Here is an 18,414-nt window from a genome sequence, read left to right on the forward strand (position 1 = left end):
TAATTAAGAGGGCATTGCTGTAAATTTGAATATGTTAAAATTATGAAGCTATTTTCTGGTCGTTAAATTTTACGTTTACAATGGTTGAAATACCCTGTTCAGCCATTGTTACACCGTACATTGAATCTGCCGCTTCCATTGTTCTTTTATTGTGAGTTACAATAATGAACTGGGTATCTTCGGCAAACTTTCGGATGATCTTGATGAACCTGTCAATATTAGCGTCATCAAGCGGTGCATCAACCTCATCAAGTATGCAGAATGGTGAAGGTTTAACCTGGTATATAGCAAACAGCAGCGCAATAGCGGTAAGCGTTTTTTCACCGCCAGAAAGCAGGTCAATAAGCTGCGGTCTTTTACCTCTTGGCTTTGCTATGATATCTATCTTTGCGTCCAGCGGATCCGGGTTATCCGGATCAATTACAAGCCTCAGGTCTGATTCATCACCTTCAAGGAACAATTCCCTGAAAATGGACATGAAATTCTGCCTGATCTGCTCAAATGTTTCTGTGAACTTGTTCTGGGCTGTTTTATTTATTTCATCTATCAGGTTAATCAGGTCCTGCTCAGCTTTCACGAGGTCATTTCTTTCTTCTGAAAGCTTTTCAAGCTCCTGCTTTTCCTGTTCGTACAGGTTCAGCTCTAATTGTCCTGAGCCGCCAAGAGTTCTCAGCTTGTTCTTTAGCCTGTCAACTTCCGCTTTGGCTTTTACAAGATCAAAGATCTCTGAATCTTCGAAAACAGTATATTCAATATCAATTTCGTATTCTTCTTTAACCCTGTCCTTATGTTCTTTTATCTCAAGCCTGTCTTTGGTAAGCTTCATTTCATTTTTATGAATGAAGTCAATAATATTATCTCTATCATTACGCAGTGATCTCTGCTCTGCATCCACTTTATCCACCAAAGAACGCTTTACTTCGTATTCGCTTCTAATAAGGCTGAAATCTGATTCAACCCCGGCTTTTTCAAGCTCAAGCAATTTCAGCTTTGGTTTTAAGCCGTTTACTGTATTATCCGGATTGTATGATTCAATTTCCGAAGTAAGCTTTTTTATCTCTGTTTCATACTCATTGCACTCCAGTGCGCGGGCCTCTATATTGTTCCTTCTTGAATTGATGCTTTCATCAGTTCTTGAGTGTTCATTATCAAGATTAGAAAGCTCAGCTTTGAGCTTTGTGATCTCAATATTAAATGAGTTATATTCTTCCCTTTGTGAAGTCAGCTTATCAGCCAGATTTTCGAGCTCTGTGGTAAAATGCTCAAGCTCTTTTTCGCGCTGGTATTTTACATTCTCAGCGGATTCAATTTCCGTGATGAGAGTATCCATTTTATCCGATAGCTCTTTATTGGAAGAATTCAGCTCGTCATTTTCCTGTTTATAATGCGCAATTAGCTTGTTGGTTTCGCTTTTCTGGTACTGTATCTGCTGAAGCCTGTTTTCTGCGGTCAATATCTCTGACCTTTTTTCCTGCAGCTTATTTTGCCTTATATTTATATCAATGCCGGCATAGCTGTTTTTTATTTCAGCCAGCTTAATATTTTCTTCAGCAATTGAGCTTTCAATTGCCGTTATTTGAGACTGAAGCTCTGCAATCAGCTTTTCTCTGCCGATCTTAAGAGTTTCTACATTTGTTTTGCTGCCGGCCCTTAAAAAGCTGTTTGTAATTATATCGCCGTCAAGGGTAATGAATTTGATAAAATTATCTTTTGAAAGCCTGCGTGCTATATCCGCATTTTCAACAATGATGAATTCATCCAGCAGATATTTATAAAGCAGCAAATACTCATCCGGACACTTTATATACCTGTCTGCCCAGCCGTAAACACCTTCGTGGTTCAGTATCTCCGGAAATTCTTCCTGGAAAATGTTCATTGTTGTGTTGTATAGCTGGTCTTTTATGATGAAGGTTACTTTGCCTTTTTGATCGTTGGTAAGTATCTTTATGAAATTTTCAGCAGCATCCAGGTCGTTAACTATCAGGTAGTTTGAAATTTCTCCCAATGCTGTTTCGATGGCAATTTTGAACTTATCTTCAACCTCAAGCTTATCAATTACAACAGATGCGCCTTTTTCATTTTTTTCTTTAACAAGGTATTTTATACCTTCTGAATAATCATCAAAATTCTCAAGCAGGTTCGTCTGGAACTCTATTTTGTTCTTTAGCTTGTCTGCTTCATGCTTTTTAAAGATTATTTCCTTTTCAAGCCTTAAAAGCTCCTGTGAATACCCGTCTTTCAGCTTTTTCTGCTCTTCAAATTCTGAATTCATCTTTGTGTGCTCATCTTTAAGCGAGTTCAAAGATGTTTCTGCTTCCCTCAGCTTAGAATCAAACTCAGCAACTTTATTAATATTAACAATATTTTCATCCGCAAGCTTGCTGCATCTGGAGATCTGGTCTTCAAGCCTGTTCTTAATTATCTCATATTCGCTGCGCTTTTCCTGAAGGGTTTTTGCTGAAGCTGCATGTTTAACTGTTAGGTCTTTTAATTCTTCTTTGCTGGTTTTTACGCTGATCTCAGTTTCATCAAGAGCTGATTTTTTAGTTACCCTTGAATCTTCCATCAGCTCGATGGTATTTTTCAGAATAACTATCTTATCTTCAATTTCGGTTTTTCTTTTGCTTAATCTTTCAATCTCTGATTCTATCTCTATCTTCTCACGTTTAAAGCGGTCTATGTTCTCTTCAAGATACTTTATTCTCTGCTCAGCAATAGATACTGAGGTCTGGATCTCGTTGATCTGAAGATTTATGTTATTCAGCTTATCCCTTGATTCATTAAGCCTGCCTTCAGTTGCTGAAAGCTCTGTTTTGTACTTATCAATTATATTTTCATTTTCATTAAGGCTGTGCTGAAGCTTTTCGCGCTCTGTTTCCCTGTTCTTTAATTCTTCTTCAATGCTTTTAGTCTCATCTATAAGCCTGGAAAAAGCGCGGGTATGATATTCAATTTCAATCTCTTTAAGCCTGGTGCTAACTTCTTTGGCTTCCTGCTGTTTCTGCGCAATACGCTCATACGCATTTACAGTACGCTGCCTGTTACGGATCTCAATGTTCGCTTCATTGATATTTTCCCTTGCGACTTCAAGCTTATATAGCGCTTCGCGCCTGCGCTCTTTATATTTTGTTATTCCTGATGCTTCTTCAAAAAGCTTTCTTCTGTCCTGTGTTCGGTGTGAAAGTATCTCGTTCACCATTTTAAGCTCTATCACTGAGTAAGCGTCTGAACCCATTCCAGTATCCATAAAAAGGGAAGTGATATCTTTAAGACGGCAATTCACCCCGTTTAGCATGTAATTGCTTGCGCCATCCCTGAAACAGCGGCGGGTAATTTTTATCTCAGTATATTCGCTTGGTAAAATTCCTTTGGTATTTTGTATTGTAAGGGATACTTCTGCGTAGCCTAAAGGCTTGCGGTCTTTTGTTCCGTTGAAGATGACATTTTCCATTGTTGAGCTGCGAAGTACGCTCGCTTTCTGCTCGCCTATAGCCCAGCGAACCGCATCAACAATATTGGTTTTGCCGCAACCGTTCGGACCCACAATAGCGGTCATGCCGGCATCAAAATCAACATTAATCCTGTCTGCGAAAGATTTGAAGCCGAATATTTCTAATTTACTTAAATACAACCGGTTTTAAATTGACTTTGAAAAAATTTAACAGCTGAAAAATATATTGTAAATATATGTTTTTTGTATTTAAGAAGACAGGAAGTAACCGTAGCTCCTTAACACAAAGTTAATGATTTTTTATTTAAAAAACTGAAATGTTCTGAAATTATAAATATGCTGTAATTACATTTTTATAAATGTCATTACCAGCCTGAAATAATCAAAAACAAATCGAGTGGTATTAAGATAAAATAAAATACCGCCGCTTATTAAAACTACTGATAAAATTCCATAAGCGTAAACTTTAAGAAAGAAGGTATCGAACAGTATATAAGTGCCTTTAAGTATCCTGTAAATTGAAACCAGGTATAAAAAGCCGGCAGTTAAGAGTCCAATTATAACGAAATCTGTATTTGCCTGTACAATCCTCAGGTAAAATGTGCCGAATACCAGCAGTAAGATCACAGGCATTAAGCCCCAAACAGTAATTGTATAAATATTATTGAATCTGACCCTGTATTTTAGGGTTAAAGAAAATAACCAGATGAATACAGATATAAAGAAAATTTTAATGAATGATATTGCAGAAAGCAATCCTATCAGCTTAACCGGATTTGCAAAGAATTCATCAGCGTATATTTTTACAGTATCGTTTGAAATCACAACTGAAAGCATTATATCAAGCAGCTGAGTATCTTTCCAGAAGTAAAATAGATTTGCGAAAAATAATCCGCTGCCAAGTGAAATAATTATCGCCAAAAGAACATTATGAAATGTGGGTATCAGGTTCTGCTCACGAACATCTGAATAAAATATGAACGGCCTGAAAAGCGCTCTCCATACATTTTCACGGAACCTTCTTACGCTGTTGGCAAGGTATATGAACAATATAAATGTAATCAGCCCGGTAAATACAAATGCCAAAGGCGCTTCTTTTGAAAAAGTACCGATATTAAGGTTGGGAATATCCTCATCAAGGAATTCCTTCCTTAAAATTATTGCCGGCGGCCTTTGTTCACGGTAAAGTGTGTACAGACCGCTTGTCCGCATATACTGGTTTGTTTTATCAGGAAACTTTAAATTCGGTATATCTGAATTCCAGTCTGTAAATGACTGGAAAAATCCGCCCATCAGCGCGCTTGATTTGCTTATTTTGATAAAATCAACTATATACTTGGATTGTGCTTCCAGTGAAGAAGGATCGCTGTAACCGGAAGTATTTGAAGGATTGATTATCTTTCCGTAATTAGAAATGAAAACTTTTTCCTTTTTCATTTTCATTTCTGCTGTAATACCCTTTAAAATATTCAGGTCATTGTCGTAGAAATTCAAGCCAACAAGATCAACAAGGTCACGGCATTTATCTTCGGAGTAATTGCGGGTTGAATAAAAAATAAGCCTGTTGTCAAGTCCCCTGGCTGCAGCTACCATTTGTTTAACGTAATTCTGTCCTGCTGCGCCGGTTACATCAAAATCATTTCCTAAACCGAATGCGAATATGCACGGATTGTTTTTATGGGCAAGGATCATCTCGTTAAGCTGGTTCTCAGCAAGCTGTAAAAAATTTTCAGATTCAAGTATTGAAGAAGGAACTGTATATACTGGGATCTCTTCCATTATCAGCAGCCCTTGTTTATTACAGATATCTATAAGGTAGCTGCTTGCAGGCCTGCCGTAAACTTTTATAATGTTGCAGCCAAGCGATTTGATAAGCTTTACATCACGCTCAATATCACTGTAAGAACCGCAAATGCCTGTTTGTCCGAATTCTTCCACGTAATTTATACCCTTGAACTTGAACTCGCTGTTGTTGAGCATAAGCAAACCCTGTTTGCGGACAAGCTCGTATATTCCGTAATCAGAGCTGTAAACATCCAGTACTTCTTCGCCAAGCATAATGGTTACCCGCATCTTATAAAGGTAAGGATACTCGGGAGACCAGTAAACCGGCCCGTTCAGTTCAAACTTGTTTACTGCCTGTATTGTGGAGTTGGATGTAATTGTAAATCCAACAGCATCACTTGAAGCCTTTACAGTACCGGAGCTGTCGAGCAGCTCAGTTTTGACGGTAAACTTTTTATCGCTTCCTAAGTACCTGTCAACTTCAGTTGCGCTGATAGTAATTGTATTTTTTATATCTGCGTTGAAATTAATATCAATTTCAGACTGCAGGTTTGAGCTTTTGATATAAACCTTGGGTACAGCAATAATATATATATCCCTGTAAATACCGCCGTAATTTTTCGGATAGTTCGCTGTGTTCTTTAAGGGAATAGTTCTTGATGCATCTAAAGTATTATCTATTTTTACTTCGATAACATTGGCTGATTCCTTGATTATTCCTTCGGCAATGGGTGAGAAAAAGGGTGTAAAGCCGCCTTCATGTTTTACTATAAAGCTGCCGTTAATTTTGATCTCTGCCTGGTAATTGATACCATCGCAGAAAATTATATAGTTCCATTCGTTGGGTGTTTCCAGGCCGGTGCTGAACATCCTTGAAACGGTTACTTTGCCTTTGAATTCATAGCAAAACGGAACAGTTACCCTGGAAGCAGTATTATTCTGTGAGATGAAATCCCACTCGCCGTTCAGGTTTATAAGCTTCCTTTGGCCGTTTTGCAGAGATTGAAAGATCGATGGAGGAATATCAGGGGAGCTGCGGGTAAATAACCGGTTTTGTGAAAATGAATTTGCACATAATACTATGCTCAGCCAAACAAATACCTGTAAATAACGGGCAGTTATCTTTATCAATTGAAAATACGCTAAAATTTGGGAAAATTTTTATAAAATCTTACAAATATATTAATAATAGTGGGTAAAATAAAGGGAATTGGGTGTGGTTTTCAGCTAATATACATGGAGTTGTAAATATTACTGAAAGTCATAAAAATTTTGCTCTCTCCTCAGGTGTTGGCACTCTGCAGGTGGATTTTCTGCCGAACCATTTATACCGGTATTTTGCAATTATATCGTAAACACCATTACGGATAAATGCCGGTACAATCAACAACGGGTAAAGTAAGTTATAGGGAAACCCTATCATCCCTGCAACACGAAGCGCTGCAGTAGATTTTTTGTAATATAGATTGCCGTCAATAAGAATGAATGACTCAATGTTTTCGTGATCGATATTCAGCTTCTTCTGCAGCTGAATGCCGGTTTCAGACTGCAGTGCTGCGAAACGGAAAATATCTTTTTTATCATGAGTGATAAAAAAATTAACGGCGCCATTGCAAAGATTGCAGACGCCGTCAAACAAAATTATTTTATGTTCGCTGCTCAATTATAAACTTAAAAATTATTTTTTTAATTTACAGGGTAAGCCTGTAGTATTCCCAGTTTGAAAGCGGTGTAGCCCCTATTTTATTATAGAAAGCGATCGCATCTATATTCCAGTCAAGCACAGCCCATTCAACCCTGCCGCAGCCCATATCATTTGCAATTTCAATAAGCCTGTCAAAGAATAGCTTGCCTATACCTGTGTTCCTTCTGCTCTGGGTAATGAATATATCTTCCAGGAAAAGGGTTTTTTTAGCCAAGAATGATGAGTAAGATTCAAAATAAATTGCGTATCCAAGAATTTCTTTTCCTTCTTTGGCAACAAGCATATTTATCAGTCTTTTTTTGCCGAAAGTATCTTTATAAAGCCTTCTTACTGCAATATCATCCGGACCTTCGAGCTTTTCAAATGCTGCCAGCTCTTTTACCAGTGTTATAATTTTATCGAAATCATCTTTTTTAGCTTTTTTAATTTTGATCTTCGGTTCTTTATTTTTTTTAGTTTTTGCCATTTATAATAGTCTCCTGTATTGCAAAAATATTTACTTATTTTTTAAATTAATATTCAAATTGAAATCTCATTAAACCTGTATTTTTCCATATATAATTATCCTGCATTAATTGAATTTTTACTTTAGAATCTGCGAATACAGATTCATCAGAACTATTCCGCCTGTTTTGCTATTATATATAGTATAAACTATTGTTATTTGCATAATAATGGATTCTAATTTCGATAAAATAATGAGAAGGGATTGTTAAGCAAAATTGCGGTTTTTTAAAGAGAAATTTACGGCAAATATTACAGCTATTTTTGCAATTTTTATATTGGTATTATTTACTTTCCTCCATGCAGATATATTTTCCCAGCAAGTTCTCGAAACAGATGAAGTGAGCTTCAGGCACAATGGAAAGTCAACATTTGATGAAAGTACACTTAAAGATGCTGTTGCGATATCTAAAAGTGATCTTTTCAGTGTGAAGATTATTCAGGAAGATATCACTAAGCTTAAGAAGTTCTATTTTGATAACGGCTTTTTTGATGCTGTAATTGATACATCAATTTCTGTAAATACCGAAGATGAAGAAGCATCTGTAACATTTATTATTACTGAAAACAGGCGGTATAAGATTGATTCAGTTGCAGTACACGGCATTGATAGCCTTTCAAGCGAAGCTTCAGAAAAGATAAATAAGATCAGAACAATTAAGCCGGGTGATAACTACAGCAGGATCTTTGTGATACAGCACATCAATGAAGTTCTCGATAGCCTGCAGAACAGCGGGTATATGAACGCAAGGCTTCGGGAAGATTCAGGCACCGTGATAACCCGCTCTAAACAGGAGGGGAGTGTATTTGTGGAGTACAGGCTGACCGGAACAGATACCCTTTATTATTTCGGGACAACTGCAATTGAAGTGAAAGAAAATGTTTACGGATTCAGGGAAGAACTGGCATCGGAAGAAATTGTTTATAAGCAGGGTGAAATTTACAGTAAAGCTAAAAAGCTTGATAGTGAAAGGAACATTGCTAAAATACCCATAATTTCAGGTGTGAAGATAAATACTGATGATGTCAGAGGAAATATTGTTAATCCGCGGGCTGAGCTCACCCTGGGTAAAAAATACGAGCTGACACCTTTTATTAAAGGCTCTAACTATGAGAACCGCTTTTACGCAGGTGCGGGATTAAAATACCTGGATAAATATTTTTTATCAGGTAACAGGACCTTAACGCTGGAGCTGGAAGAGGATTTTAACTCTCTTGATATTAACCGTACAGTTCTTTCAGCCGCTGTTTCACAGCCTCATTTTTTAAGAAGGAATATTACTTTAATAAATAAATTATCCATAGGTTTCAATAATGTTGAAAACTATAAGAATTATTTCGCCGCTAATATTACAACCTTAAGCTACTTTATTTCTCAGCATACGTTTTATAACAATGTTTACCTTGATCTTACCGAAGAGCTGATCTGGATAAAATATGATACCATTGCTACGGGAAGGCAAACACAGTTCAATTCTTTTCTGGGAATAACATTTGAGCATGATAATACAAATAATCTGCTTTCACCATCATCCGGCTTTTACCATTCTATCCAGGCCGGCCATGCCGGACTTATCCCAAGGGCAGTAACCGGAATTTTCGGGAAAAGTGTTTTTTATTCACAGTTTTTTAAAGCCTATACTCTGAATAAATTTTATTTTTCTCCCGGCAGCAATGATAATACAGTTTTAGCTGCCTATATCAAAATAGGCGATATAATTGAATACGGCAGCGGGGAAAATGTTATACCGGTGCAGCCGATGTATAAATTTTACAGCGGAGGCTCCAGCAGCTTAAGGGGCTGGAATGCCAAGGAAAACGGAATGCTTGAAAACCAGCAGAACGGCGGTACATTTTTGCTTGAAGGCAGCCTGGAGCTCAGGAAAAAATTATTTCCTTCTTCTGAGGGGTTTCTGAAAAATATCAGCGGAGCTTTTTTTATTGATTACGGAAATGTGTGGGAAACCCATAAACAATTCAGGTTTTCAGATTTTGCGTATGCTGCAGGATTCGGTGTAAGGTATGACCTCTTTATCGGCCCGGTGAGGTTTGATTTCGGTTTCAGGCTGTATGACCCCTCAGCGCCCAAAGGGCAAAAATGGTTATTTGATTCACCGGGAAATATATTTAAAGATAAATTCGCTGTTCAGTTCGGTATCGGGCAAGCGTTTTAAAACCGGCCAGTATGTTTTAAAATTTTATCTTATAAAGTATCTTTATTTCTGTGGTTAACTTATCTGCCGGACTTATACTTAATGTTTGTTCCTTTTCTTCACGGGCAAATTCAAGCAGCACTGTTTCAGGCAGATTAAGGTTAAGCAGCCTGTTAAGAGGGTAGTCCACAACGAGCTCAAAATTTTTAACATCTTTCAGCAGCTTGCCGCCGAACTTTACCCTTGCATCTCCAAGCTCTGAAATAAGCTCTACATCAGTATCCTTTACATTGCCTTCAGTATAGCTGAACTGTGCATCAACTATGAACGGAAGAATTTCTCTTACTGTCTGTGAAAGATATGAAGACGCGTATAATGAACCAACCGAAGCGCCAAGTGATGAAGCAACCGATGTCCTTTCTGATGCAGTAAGCTCGCTTTTATACCTGCCGAAGAGCAGGTAGGTAATAGCATCTGACTGCGCATCGCTTCCTGAAACCTGTGAGCCATCCTGGAACAGATTAAGTGTTAATTCCGGTTCTTTAACATTGCCTTTTATTGTAATCACAACTTCAACAGTTGCCGATGAAACCGTTCCGTACTGCTCAATGTTCTTTTCACTTGAATAAACCCCTTTAATATCCAGCACTGGATTTGAAATATCGCCGTCAAAAGTGATATTGCTTTCATCAAGCTTAAAATCACGGTAAAACCTGTAATATGAATCACCTCCGACATCAACCCTGCCGTAAGCCTGCATTATCCCGTTCTCAGTTTTTATATCAAGATCTGCGGTAAGCTCGCCAAAGAGCCTGTCACGTGTTAAATTATTAAAATCAATTGATGCGTATACAGTGTTTTCTGTTTTTACATTAAAATCAAGATGAACAAAAGTGCTTTTAACACTATCACCTGTAACTTTATATTTATATCTATCGAACGGATTGATATTATTGTATTCTTCAGGCTCAAGTACTGTTAATGAATCAGGATTTACAGCAGCAGTATCTGTAAACCTGTTTGCATATATAAAATTATCTTCATCAGCATTGTAGCCTGTACCTTCAAGGGGAACAGAAGAGATAGTTGCATCCTTAATTAATAACTGCCCGGTAATGAAAAGGCTGTCAAGGCTTCCGTTAATTTTTAAAGGAGGTTCACCCATTCCCGCAAGAATATAACCATATACACCAAGCTCATTTTGTTCAACATCCTTATCCAGCAGAACCATATCCCCGGTGGCGCTGATATCAATATCTTTAATTTTCATATCCCTGAAATCAAGGGTACCGAACAGGTCAATATGCCTGCTGTCATCATCTTCATTATATATTCTAAGGTTATCAAGCACAAGCTTGAAGTTATCTGTGCTCATAGAAGCATCAAAGCTGTGGTACATTCCCGTTAATGGAATTAAATAACCGCCGTTTGTGATCTTAAGGTTACCTGTTAACGCGGGATCTGAAGCAGTTCCTTTTGCTGAAAGATCAGCATTAAGTACTCCGCGCAGGCTTGCGGCATCCGGAATCAATAGGGCAAAATAATCTAGCATAAAATTCTTTGCAGAAAGATTTATATCAACAGGTGCATTTGTAAATTCTGTTGCACCGGCGGTATCACCTGAAAGCGGATTCTGTAACGGCGCATTTCCTTTAACTGTAAGCGTACCGTCGCCTTCGGCATTTTGCAGGACTATTTCAGCATCAGCTGTATTCTGCATGAATTTCATTGATGCCGTTATCCGTCCTATATCATTATCTTCATATCTTAAGAGATCTGTATTCATCTTAGCTGAAATTTCCGGCTCTTCAAGTGTTCCGGTAAAAGTAATATCAAGATTCTCTATTTCACCTTCAATATCCCTGTCTTCTGAAATTATGTACGAAGAATCTGCTTTATTAATAATTGAAGCGATATCCTGGATGTTAATATTATCACCAGTTACTTTAAGCTCACTGCTGCTGTTAAGCGCAAATACACCGCTTAGCTTCAAAACGGCATTTTTGCTCCTTATATCAAACTGTTCCAGTTCAAACCTGTCTGCATCCTGAAAGCTGAATATCCAGTTTCCGCTGTTTCTGATATCAAACCCCGAATAGTTAACCCTGAATGTATCAATGTTTGCGTTTATCACGCCGGGGGCTAAGCTGAAGTTTCCGTTTATTTCAGCCAGTCCTGATGTATCGGCTTTGGTTTTCAGATTTAATTCCGCATTATTTCCGTTCATTTTCAGTTTGGCAGCAGCTGAGTCAAATGAATTTTGTCCTAAAGTGATCTTATCAGTTACTGTATTAAACTCAATATCCATATCACCCCGGTTACCCGTATACCTGTTACTGAAGAGTATTTCAGTTTCAGAATTTACGATCTTTAAAACACTGTCCTGCAAATTCAGCCGGCTGATCCTTAGATCAGCAGCCAGGTTAAAACCTTCAGCAGAATTTGTAATACTTCCGTTCACATTTCCTGCAAAATCTACTCCAAATGGCTTTAAAACCTTCTGAAGCTTAATGCTGTCTTTTGTTACTATTGTAAATTTTAAACCGGATTCTGAATTAATACTGTTTACAGAATTCCCAATAATTATATCTTTTGGTTCATTTACCTGGTTGTTATTTTCAATGCTTTGTGTTATCTGTTTATTAAGATGATCTATATTAAATAAAACGGCATCTATCAATTCATCAAAATTAAGCGAACCTTCCGCATAAATATCCGCCGCTTCTGAATTGATCTTAATATTACTTTGCGATCCGGTATTTCTAAGCTCAGCATCAATCTGCGTTGCCGGTAAATAATACTCACCGTAGCTGGATTCATCAAGTTTTACAATATATGTTCCGTTCATGCTGCCCGGGCTTATACCGCTGCCGTTGATCTTGAAATCAGCATTTATGCTGCTTTTATCCGAGGCAGCCCCTGTGATTGCTGAAATATCAGCCCCTCTTATTTTACCGCTCAGATCATAAGTGGGATTAGATATATTCCTGATGTTCATGCTTCCGGCAATTTCTGCATTACCCATTCCGGATGTATGCAGTATGTTTAGTTTAATATTACCGTTAGTGTTTTTAAGCATTCCGGCGGATCTGGTTATATTATATTTTCCGATCTTTGAGTTTATAATAGAATAATTCAGGCTTGTATTCATTCTGTTAATATCAAACCCTTTTCCGCTGAATTTTGCGGAAAGATTTAAATATCCGTTAAGCTCACGGTTTGAAAGCACAGCGCCTGTATTTAGACCGTAAGTAAATATTTCTCCTGAATAAATTTCATTTGGCAGGTCCAGGTTCAGTCTGCCTTCTGCCGTGCCTGCCGCTGAATTAAACCTGAAATCAGAGCTGAATACATAATAGGTACCTTTATAGTTTATATCACCGTTAATTATTCCGGTTTGTTTGGGTACAGGTAGCTCTTCCAGGTAAACAGAGTTTATTTCAGCCGGATCAATAAGCAGGTCCTTGCCCGTAATATCAAAATAAAGGCTCTCAGGCATTTGCAGGTTTTTAATATTTCCACTGAAGCTCAGCCGGGTATTCTTCAAGTTTGCGTTCAATATACGGGCATTCAGGTCACCGTATTTACCTTCTGCATCAAGCTTAACAGAAACTGTACTGTCTAAAAAACCCAGGCCTGGTATAAAAAAGGTAAGGTCATCAAAGTTGAACTTTTGTATATCAATGCTCGCTTTAATATCCTTATTGCCAAGCTCATCATACCTGAATTCATAAAAAGGGTTGAATTTATCTGCATACAGCCTGTATATTTTTATATCAGAGCGGTTGGTCTCTAGCTCAAATCCCCACAGGTCTGTGGTAGTATCTTTTTCATTCAGGTTAGCGTTCAGTTTCAGCTTTTTAACAGAAAGCGGAGAGTTGGTATTAAAAGATATATTTGAAATGTTAATTGATTTATAGTCAGTGTAATAAACTGCATTAAGCTCAATGTTCAGATCAGTAATATCAGTTTCCGTAATATCAAAAATTCCGGTAAGAGTTCTTTTTTCTTTCCACCATTCCGCAGGTTTGGAAGAATCCGCTCTCACTCTTATAAATCCGTTATTGATCTTCAGGCTTCCTACATCTACATCCCAGTCAAACGGCGAGGATGGCGTAGTATCCTGCATGTCCTGTGTGAACAGGTTCTCAAAATTCCAGATAAGGCTGTCGCCGGATGTTATTTGTGATGCAAAAATGAAAGGGTCATTAAGCACAACTTCCTTTAATAAAATTTTTTTATCAAGCAGTCCCCAAATATCATATTTTACCGAAAGATGCCCGAATTTAAGCAGAGTATCATTTTTTACAGTAATATTCCCGTTATTTAGCTTAATTCCGCTGAATATATTTCCTTCTATAGATTCAGCATTAATAGTATTCATTTTTTCCTTTTGAGCTGAATTCAGCTCATCCAGGGTAAATTCAAGCGCAATTTCGTTGAATTTATCGGTTTGAATAAAAATTATTATCGCTATTAACAAAAAAATAACAGATCCGGTTAACCAAAGCATGATTTTAGCCGCTTTTTTTATCACATTCTTTGCCATATTTACACTTTTTCTATATTTTCCTTAATTTTATATCGGGTCATTCCTGTTTATATAACATAGGGAAATTCCTGTGGGTTTTGTAAGAAATTGTAATAAAAACATCAATTTTTTGTATTCATTTACTGCAATTATTCAGGTATATTTAAAAAAATTTTTACCTAAAGTATGATATGAAAATTTCTATTTTAATCGTTTTATTATTTTTATGTATTAATAGTATAAACTCCCAGCCTCAAAATATTGAAGCAGAAGCTAAAGAGCCCGGCAATATTTCTGAGAGTTACAATTTTAACGGAAATTATAATAATTCAGTTTTCTTAAATTTTAATCTCAGCCAGAATTCAAATCCGCAGAACGAACCGTCAATTCACATAAGCAGGGCTAACTCGAATTTTGTTGTAGCAGCATGGCGTGATTTCAGGCTGGGTTATATTGAACCAAATATAGTAAGAAGAATAGGCTATTCATATTCAACCAATGGCGGTTTAAGCTGGGCTGCGCCTCAGCTACTGCCGGACCCCAACCCGAACCATACTTCGCAAAGTGACCCGGTAATTACAAGCGATGCACAGGGCAATTTTTATATTTCAAGCACATCCAGGCAGCCGGTTGCCAATTATAACCGTGATATGCTGCTTTATAAATCAACAAATAACGGCCAGACATTTTTTCTACATTCGATAGCAGTTCCGGGTTCAGGCGGTGCCGGCGAAGATAAAGAATGGATCTTCTGTGACCCGGTAACAACAAATTCAACTTATAATAATATATTTATTTCGTGGACAAGCTTCGGGCCTTCACCCGGTATACGTTTCCGTAAGTCAACAAACGGGGGACTTAACTGGTCAGCTACAGTAAATGTTGGCGATAATACTGCGGGGCAGGGCTCAAATATCTGTTCAGGCACAAACAACCAGATCTATATGGTGTGGGACCAGGGAGGAGTTAGGTTTGACAGGTCAACAAACGGGGGAACCAGCTTCGGCACAGATCTGCAGCTCAGCAATGTAAACAGTACCAACGGGTTCCCGTATATAACATGCGACTATTCAAACAATTCAACCCGCGGAAATGTTTATGTTGTTTGGGATGATATGCGGGGCGGAAATAGTGATGTTTACTTCCAGCGTTCAACCAATGGCGGAATTAACTGGCTGGCATCACCGGTTAGAATAAACGATGTAACTACAAATAACCAATACTGGCCTATGATCAAATGTGATAATAACGGGAATTTATTTGTTATATATTACGATACACGCACCGGAACATCTTCTATTAATGCTTATGTTGCGTATTCAACAGATGCCGGCAATACATGGGTAAACACCCTGATGAGCGATTCTTCTTTCACGCAGCAGCAGCCAAACAGCGATGTCAGATTCGGGGATTATATTGGAATAGATGCATATGACGGAAAGGTTATTCCTGTATGGACAGATCAGCGAAAAGGGTACCCTGACCAGGAAATATATACCGCAAATCTTTCAGGGTTAATATTTGTATCACCGGTAAGCACTGAGATCCCTGTTAGATATGAACTATATCAAAACTATCCAAACCCGTTTAACCCCGTTACAAAGATAAGGTTCGATCTGCCGGCAAGTGCATTTACTAAGATAGTAATTTTTGATGCACTGGGCAGAGAGGTCAAAACAGTTTTCAGCCAAAACTTATCTGCAGGAAAATATGAAACTGAGTACAATGGCTCAAATCTTTCAAGCGGTATCTATTTTTACACCATTACTTCAGGTGACTTTATAGAAACTAAAAAAATGTTAATAATTAAATAATAATTCCTGTATGAAGACAAGGCTTTCGGTTATAATAATAACTGTCATTTTGTTTATTGCGTTTTCACGCTTCAGTATTTTTACTACGGGTGAGCTTGCCCCCGTTGAAAAATACAGTACTGTAAAAGTATTTGTACACTCAGCTGAAGATTTAAAAAGGCTTCAGCAAAATGATATTACCGTTGAACATTTTCATGGTAACTATACTGAAGGAATTTCACTGGTAATAAATCAGCTTGAAATCGAAAGGCTTAAAAGCACAGGTATTCAATATTCAGTTGAAATACCTGATATGGACCAGTATTACAAAAACAGGCCTCTGCCAACTCAACAGGAAATGAATGCTGCGGGTCTGGTTATGCAGAATGATAATATCAGAGGGTTCAGTTATGGAAGCATGGGCGGTTATTATACCTACACAGAAGTTGTGCAAAAGCTGGACTCAATGAGGCTGCAATATCCAACCCTGATAACAGCAAAGCAGAACAGGGGAACGACAGAAGAAGGCAGAACCATATGGTCTGTTAAGATATCAGATAATGCTGATGTAAATGAATCAGGTACAGAGCCGGCAATTTATTTTGATGCGCTGCATCATGCCCGCGAACCGCAGGCTATGGCAGGTACTGTATATTTTATGTACTGGCTGCTTGATAACTATAATACCAACCCTGAAGCTAAATATTTGGTGGATAACAGGGAAATATATTTTGTACCTGTAGTAAATCCGGATGGATATGTAAGGAACCAAACCACTAACCCAAACGGAGGCGGAAACTGGCGTAAGAACAGGAAAAATAACGGCAACGGATGCTTTGGCGTTGACCTCAACCGAAATTACAACTACGGCTGGGGATTCAACAGCGGCTCAAGCAGCGACCCGTGTTCTGATACTTACCGCGGGCCATCTGCCGGCAGTGAACCCGAAACACAGGCTATAAAAAATCTGGTTACTGCAATTCAGCCAAAGATATCGTTTTCAGTTCATTCAGAAGCCGGAAGGTACCTGAACCCGTATGGTTACAATGATAGTACTGTTGCTTACGAGATCTATTCTGATTTCAGCGGAGATTTTGCATCAGAAAATAATTTTACATATGGTACGGTTATTGAAATGCTTGATTATTATTCAAGCGGTACAACCCGTGACTGGCTGCATTCCATAGGATGTTATGCGTGGACACCGGAAGTTGGCGGCGGAAGCTTCTGGCCTTCTCAGGCGCAGATCATTCCCGCAGCAAATGAGATGCTGCCAAGCTATAAATATCTAGCATGGGTAGGCGGCGCTTATGCAAAGTTCCAGAACTACACAATTACAGGAAACGGCTATGTTGAAAGAAATGATACTCTAAGGCTGAATATTGGAATCCGCAATAAAGGACTTTCTCTTCCTGCAAACAGTGTTACAGTATCAGTATCAACTTCATATCCCAATATTACAGCTATAAATTCATCGCATAATTACGGAAATATAAATCCGCGCCAGGTAAAATATAATTCAGTACCGATTTCATTCAGGCTTACTAATTCAGCAGCCTATATGGATGAGATCAAGCTTATCGTTAGCACAAAGCAGGAAAATGTTGAAACATCACTTGATACTATTTCTGTGATAGTTGGCAGGGGTAATATTTTAATGAGCGATAATTCCGAAAGCGGAACTTCACGCTGGACAAAAAGCGGAAACCAGACACAGTGGGATACAACATTTGTAAGCTACTGGAGCGAAAGCCATTCATTTGCTGATTCACGTTACGGAAATTCAAAGAACAGCACAAATAATTATTTTACTTTGAATGATACTATTAACCTTATCGGCGCTGTTAATCCAAGGGTGGAATTTATGGCTAAATGGGCAACTGAGACTTCCTTTGATTATACAAGAATTCAGGTCAGTACAAATTTCGGAAGTACATGGACTAATCTTGCCGGAAGATATACAGCAACAGTAAGCGGGCAGCCTTCCTACCATGGGGTACAGCCGTGGATATATGAACGTATTTCACTAAATCCATACATCGGCCAGCGTGTTAAGCTCCGTTTCAATTATGTTACAGATGGCGGCGTGCCCGGTGACGGTTTCTATTTTGATAACTTCAGGGTAGTTAATTATACTGATGGTCCGGGTGTAGGTATTTCACAAAACGGAAGCGAAATTCCGCTTAGCTATGCACTGTACCAGAATTTCCCCAACCCGTTCAATCCTGCTACGAAAATTAATTTCAACCTGCCGCGCTCTGCTTTTGTAAGTATCAAACTGTTTGATATACTTGGCAGAGAAGTAAAAAACCTGGTAAATAGTAATATGGATGCCGGTAAATATACCATTGATCTCAATGCATCAGAACTTGCCGGTGGTGTGTATTTCTATAGAATAGAAACCTCAGAATTTTCTGATACAAAAAAATTGATGCTGATCAAATAAAATTTTTAAATTAGTGTTTTTTATAAAGCAATCTCAATCTGGGGAT

At 38.1% G+C, this 18,414-nt stretch carries 8 protein-coding genes; 3 read left to right on the forward strand and 5 right to left on the reverse strand.

The features are described 5' to 3' along the window. Positions 1 to 40 precede the first annotated feature (40 nt). The 4 genes from smc to J0M37_07840 form a co-directional block, all read right to left on the reverse strand. Complete coding sequence (gene smc / locus J0M37_07825; protein ID MBN8584991.1) at positions 41 to 3,631, reverse strand: chromosome segregation protein SMC; 3,591 nt, start codon at positions 3,629 to 3,631, stop codon at positions 41 to 43. Between the two features lie 165 nt (positions 3,632 to 3,796). Then, positions 3,797 to 6,367 (reverse strand): hypothetical protein, encoded by a 2,571-nt coding sequence (locus J0M37_07830; protein ID MBN8584992.1) that lies wholly within the window; start codon positions 6,365 to 6,367, stop codon positions 3,797 to 3,799. 130 nt (positions 6,368 to 6,497) lie between these two features. Beyond that, positions 6,498 to 6,899, reverse strand: a complete 402-nt coding sequence (locus tag J0M37_07835; GenBank protein MBN8584993.1) for a thiol-disulfide oxidoreductase DCC family protein — start codon at positions 6,897 to 6,899, stop codon at positions 6,498 to 6,500. A 28-nt stretch (positions 6,900 to 6,927) separates the two neighbouring features. Further along, positions 6,928 to 7,407, reverse strand: a complete 480-nt coding sequence (locus tag J0M37_07840) for a GNAT family N-acetyltransferase (protein ID MBN8584994.1) — start codon at positions 7,405 to 7,407, stop codon at positions 6,928 to 6,930. A gap of 256 nt (positions 7,408 to 7,663) precedes the next feature. Between J0M37_07840 and J0M37_07845 the strand changes: the two genes are divergently transcribed. Further along, the gene (locus J0M37_07845) at positions 7,664 to 9,619 is read left to right on the forward strand and encodes a BamA/TamA family outer membrane protein (GenBank protein ID MBN8584995.1); all 1,956 of its coding nucleotides are present in this window, start codon (positions 7,664 to 7,666) and stop codon (positions 9,617 to 9,619) included. A 16-nt stretch (positions 9,620 to 9,635) separates the two neighbouring features. Here J0M37_07845 and J0M37_07850 read toward each other — a convergent pair whose 3' ends face one another. After that, positions 9,636 to 14,147 carry a translocation/assembly module TamB domain-containing protein gene (locus tag J0M37_07850; GenBank protein ID MBN8584996.1) on the reverse strand — a complete coding sequence of 1,504 codons (4,512 nt, stop codon included), beginning with the start codon at positions 14,145 to 14,147 and terminating at the stop codon, positions 9,636 to 9,638. Between the two features lie 173 nt (positions 14,148 to 14,320). Here J0M37_07850 and J0M37_07855 point away from each other — a divergent pair, with 173 nt between their 5' ends. Together J0M37_07855 and J0M37_07860 are read left to right on the forward strand one after the other, a co-directional pair. Further along, the gene (locus J0M37_07855) at positions 14,321 to 15,943 is read left to right on the forward strand and encodes a T9SS type A sorting domain-containing protein (protein ID MBN8584997.1); all 1,623 of its coding nucleotides are present in this window, start codon (positions 14,321 to 14,323) and stop codon (positions 15,941 to 15,943) included. Between the two features lie 10 nt (positions 15,944 to 15,953). After that, positions 15,954 to 18,368: an immune inhibitor A gene (locus J0M37_07860; protein MBN8584998.1), complete on the forward strand. Its 2,415-nt coding sequence runs from the start codon at positions 15,954 to 15,956 to the stop codon at positions 18,366 to 18,368. Positions 18,369 to 18,414 lie beyond the last annotated feature (46 nt).

The sequence above is a fragment of the Ignavibacteria bacterium genome (genome assembly GCA_017303675.1).
GTDB lineage: Bacteria > Bacteroidota > Ignavibacteria > Tepidaquicellales > OLB5 > OLB5.

Coding starts and splice junctions, on each gene's coding strand:
- J0M37_07840 (MBN8584994.1), bottom strand. CDS start 7,407: ATGGCAAAAACTAAAAAAAATAAAGAACCGAAGATCAAAATTAAAAAA.
- J0M37_07855 (MBN8584997.1), top strand. CDS start 14,321: ATGAAAATTTCTATTTTAATCGTTTTATTATTTTTATGTATTAATAGT.
- J0M37_07860 (MBN8584998.1), top strand. CDS start 15,954: ATGAAGACAAGGCTTTCGGTTATAATAATAACTGTCATTTTGTTTATT.
- J0M37_07850 (MBN8584996.1), bottom strand. CDS start 14,147: ATGGCAAAGAATGTGATAAAAAAAGCGGCTAAAATCATGCTTTGGTTA.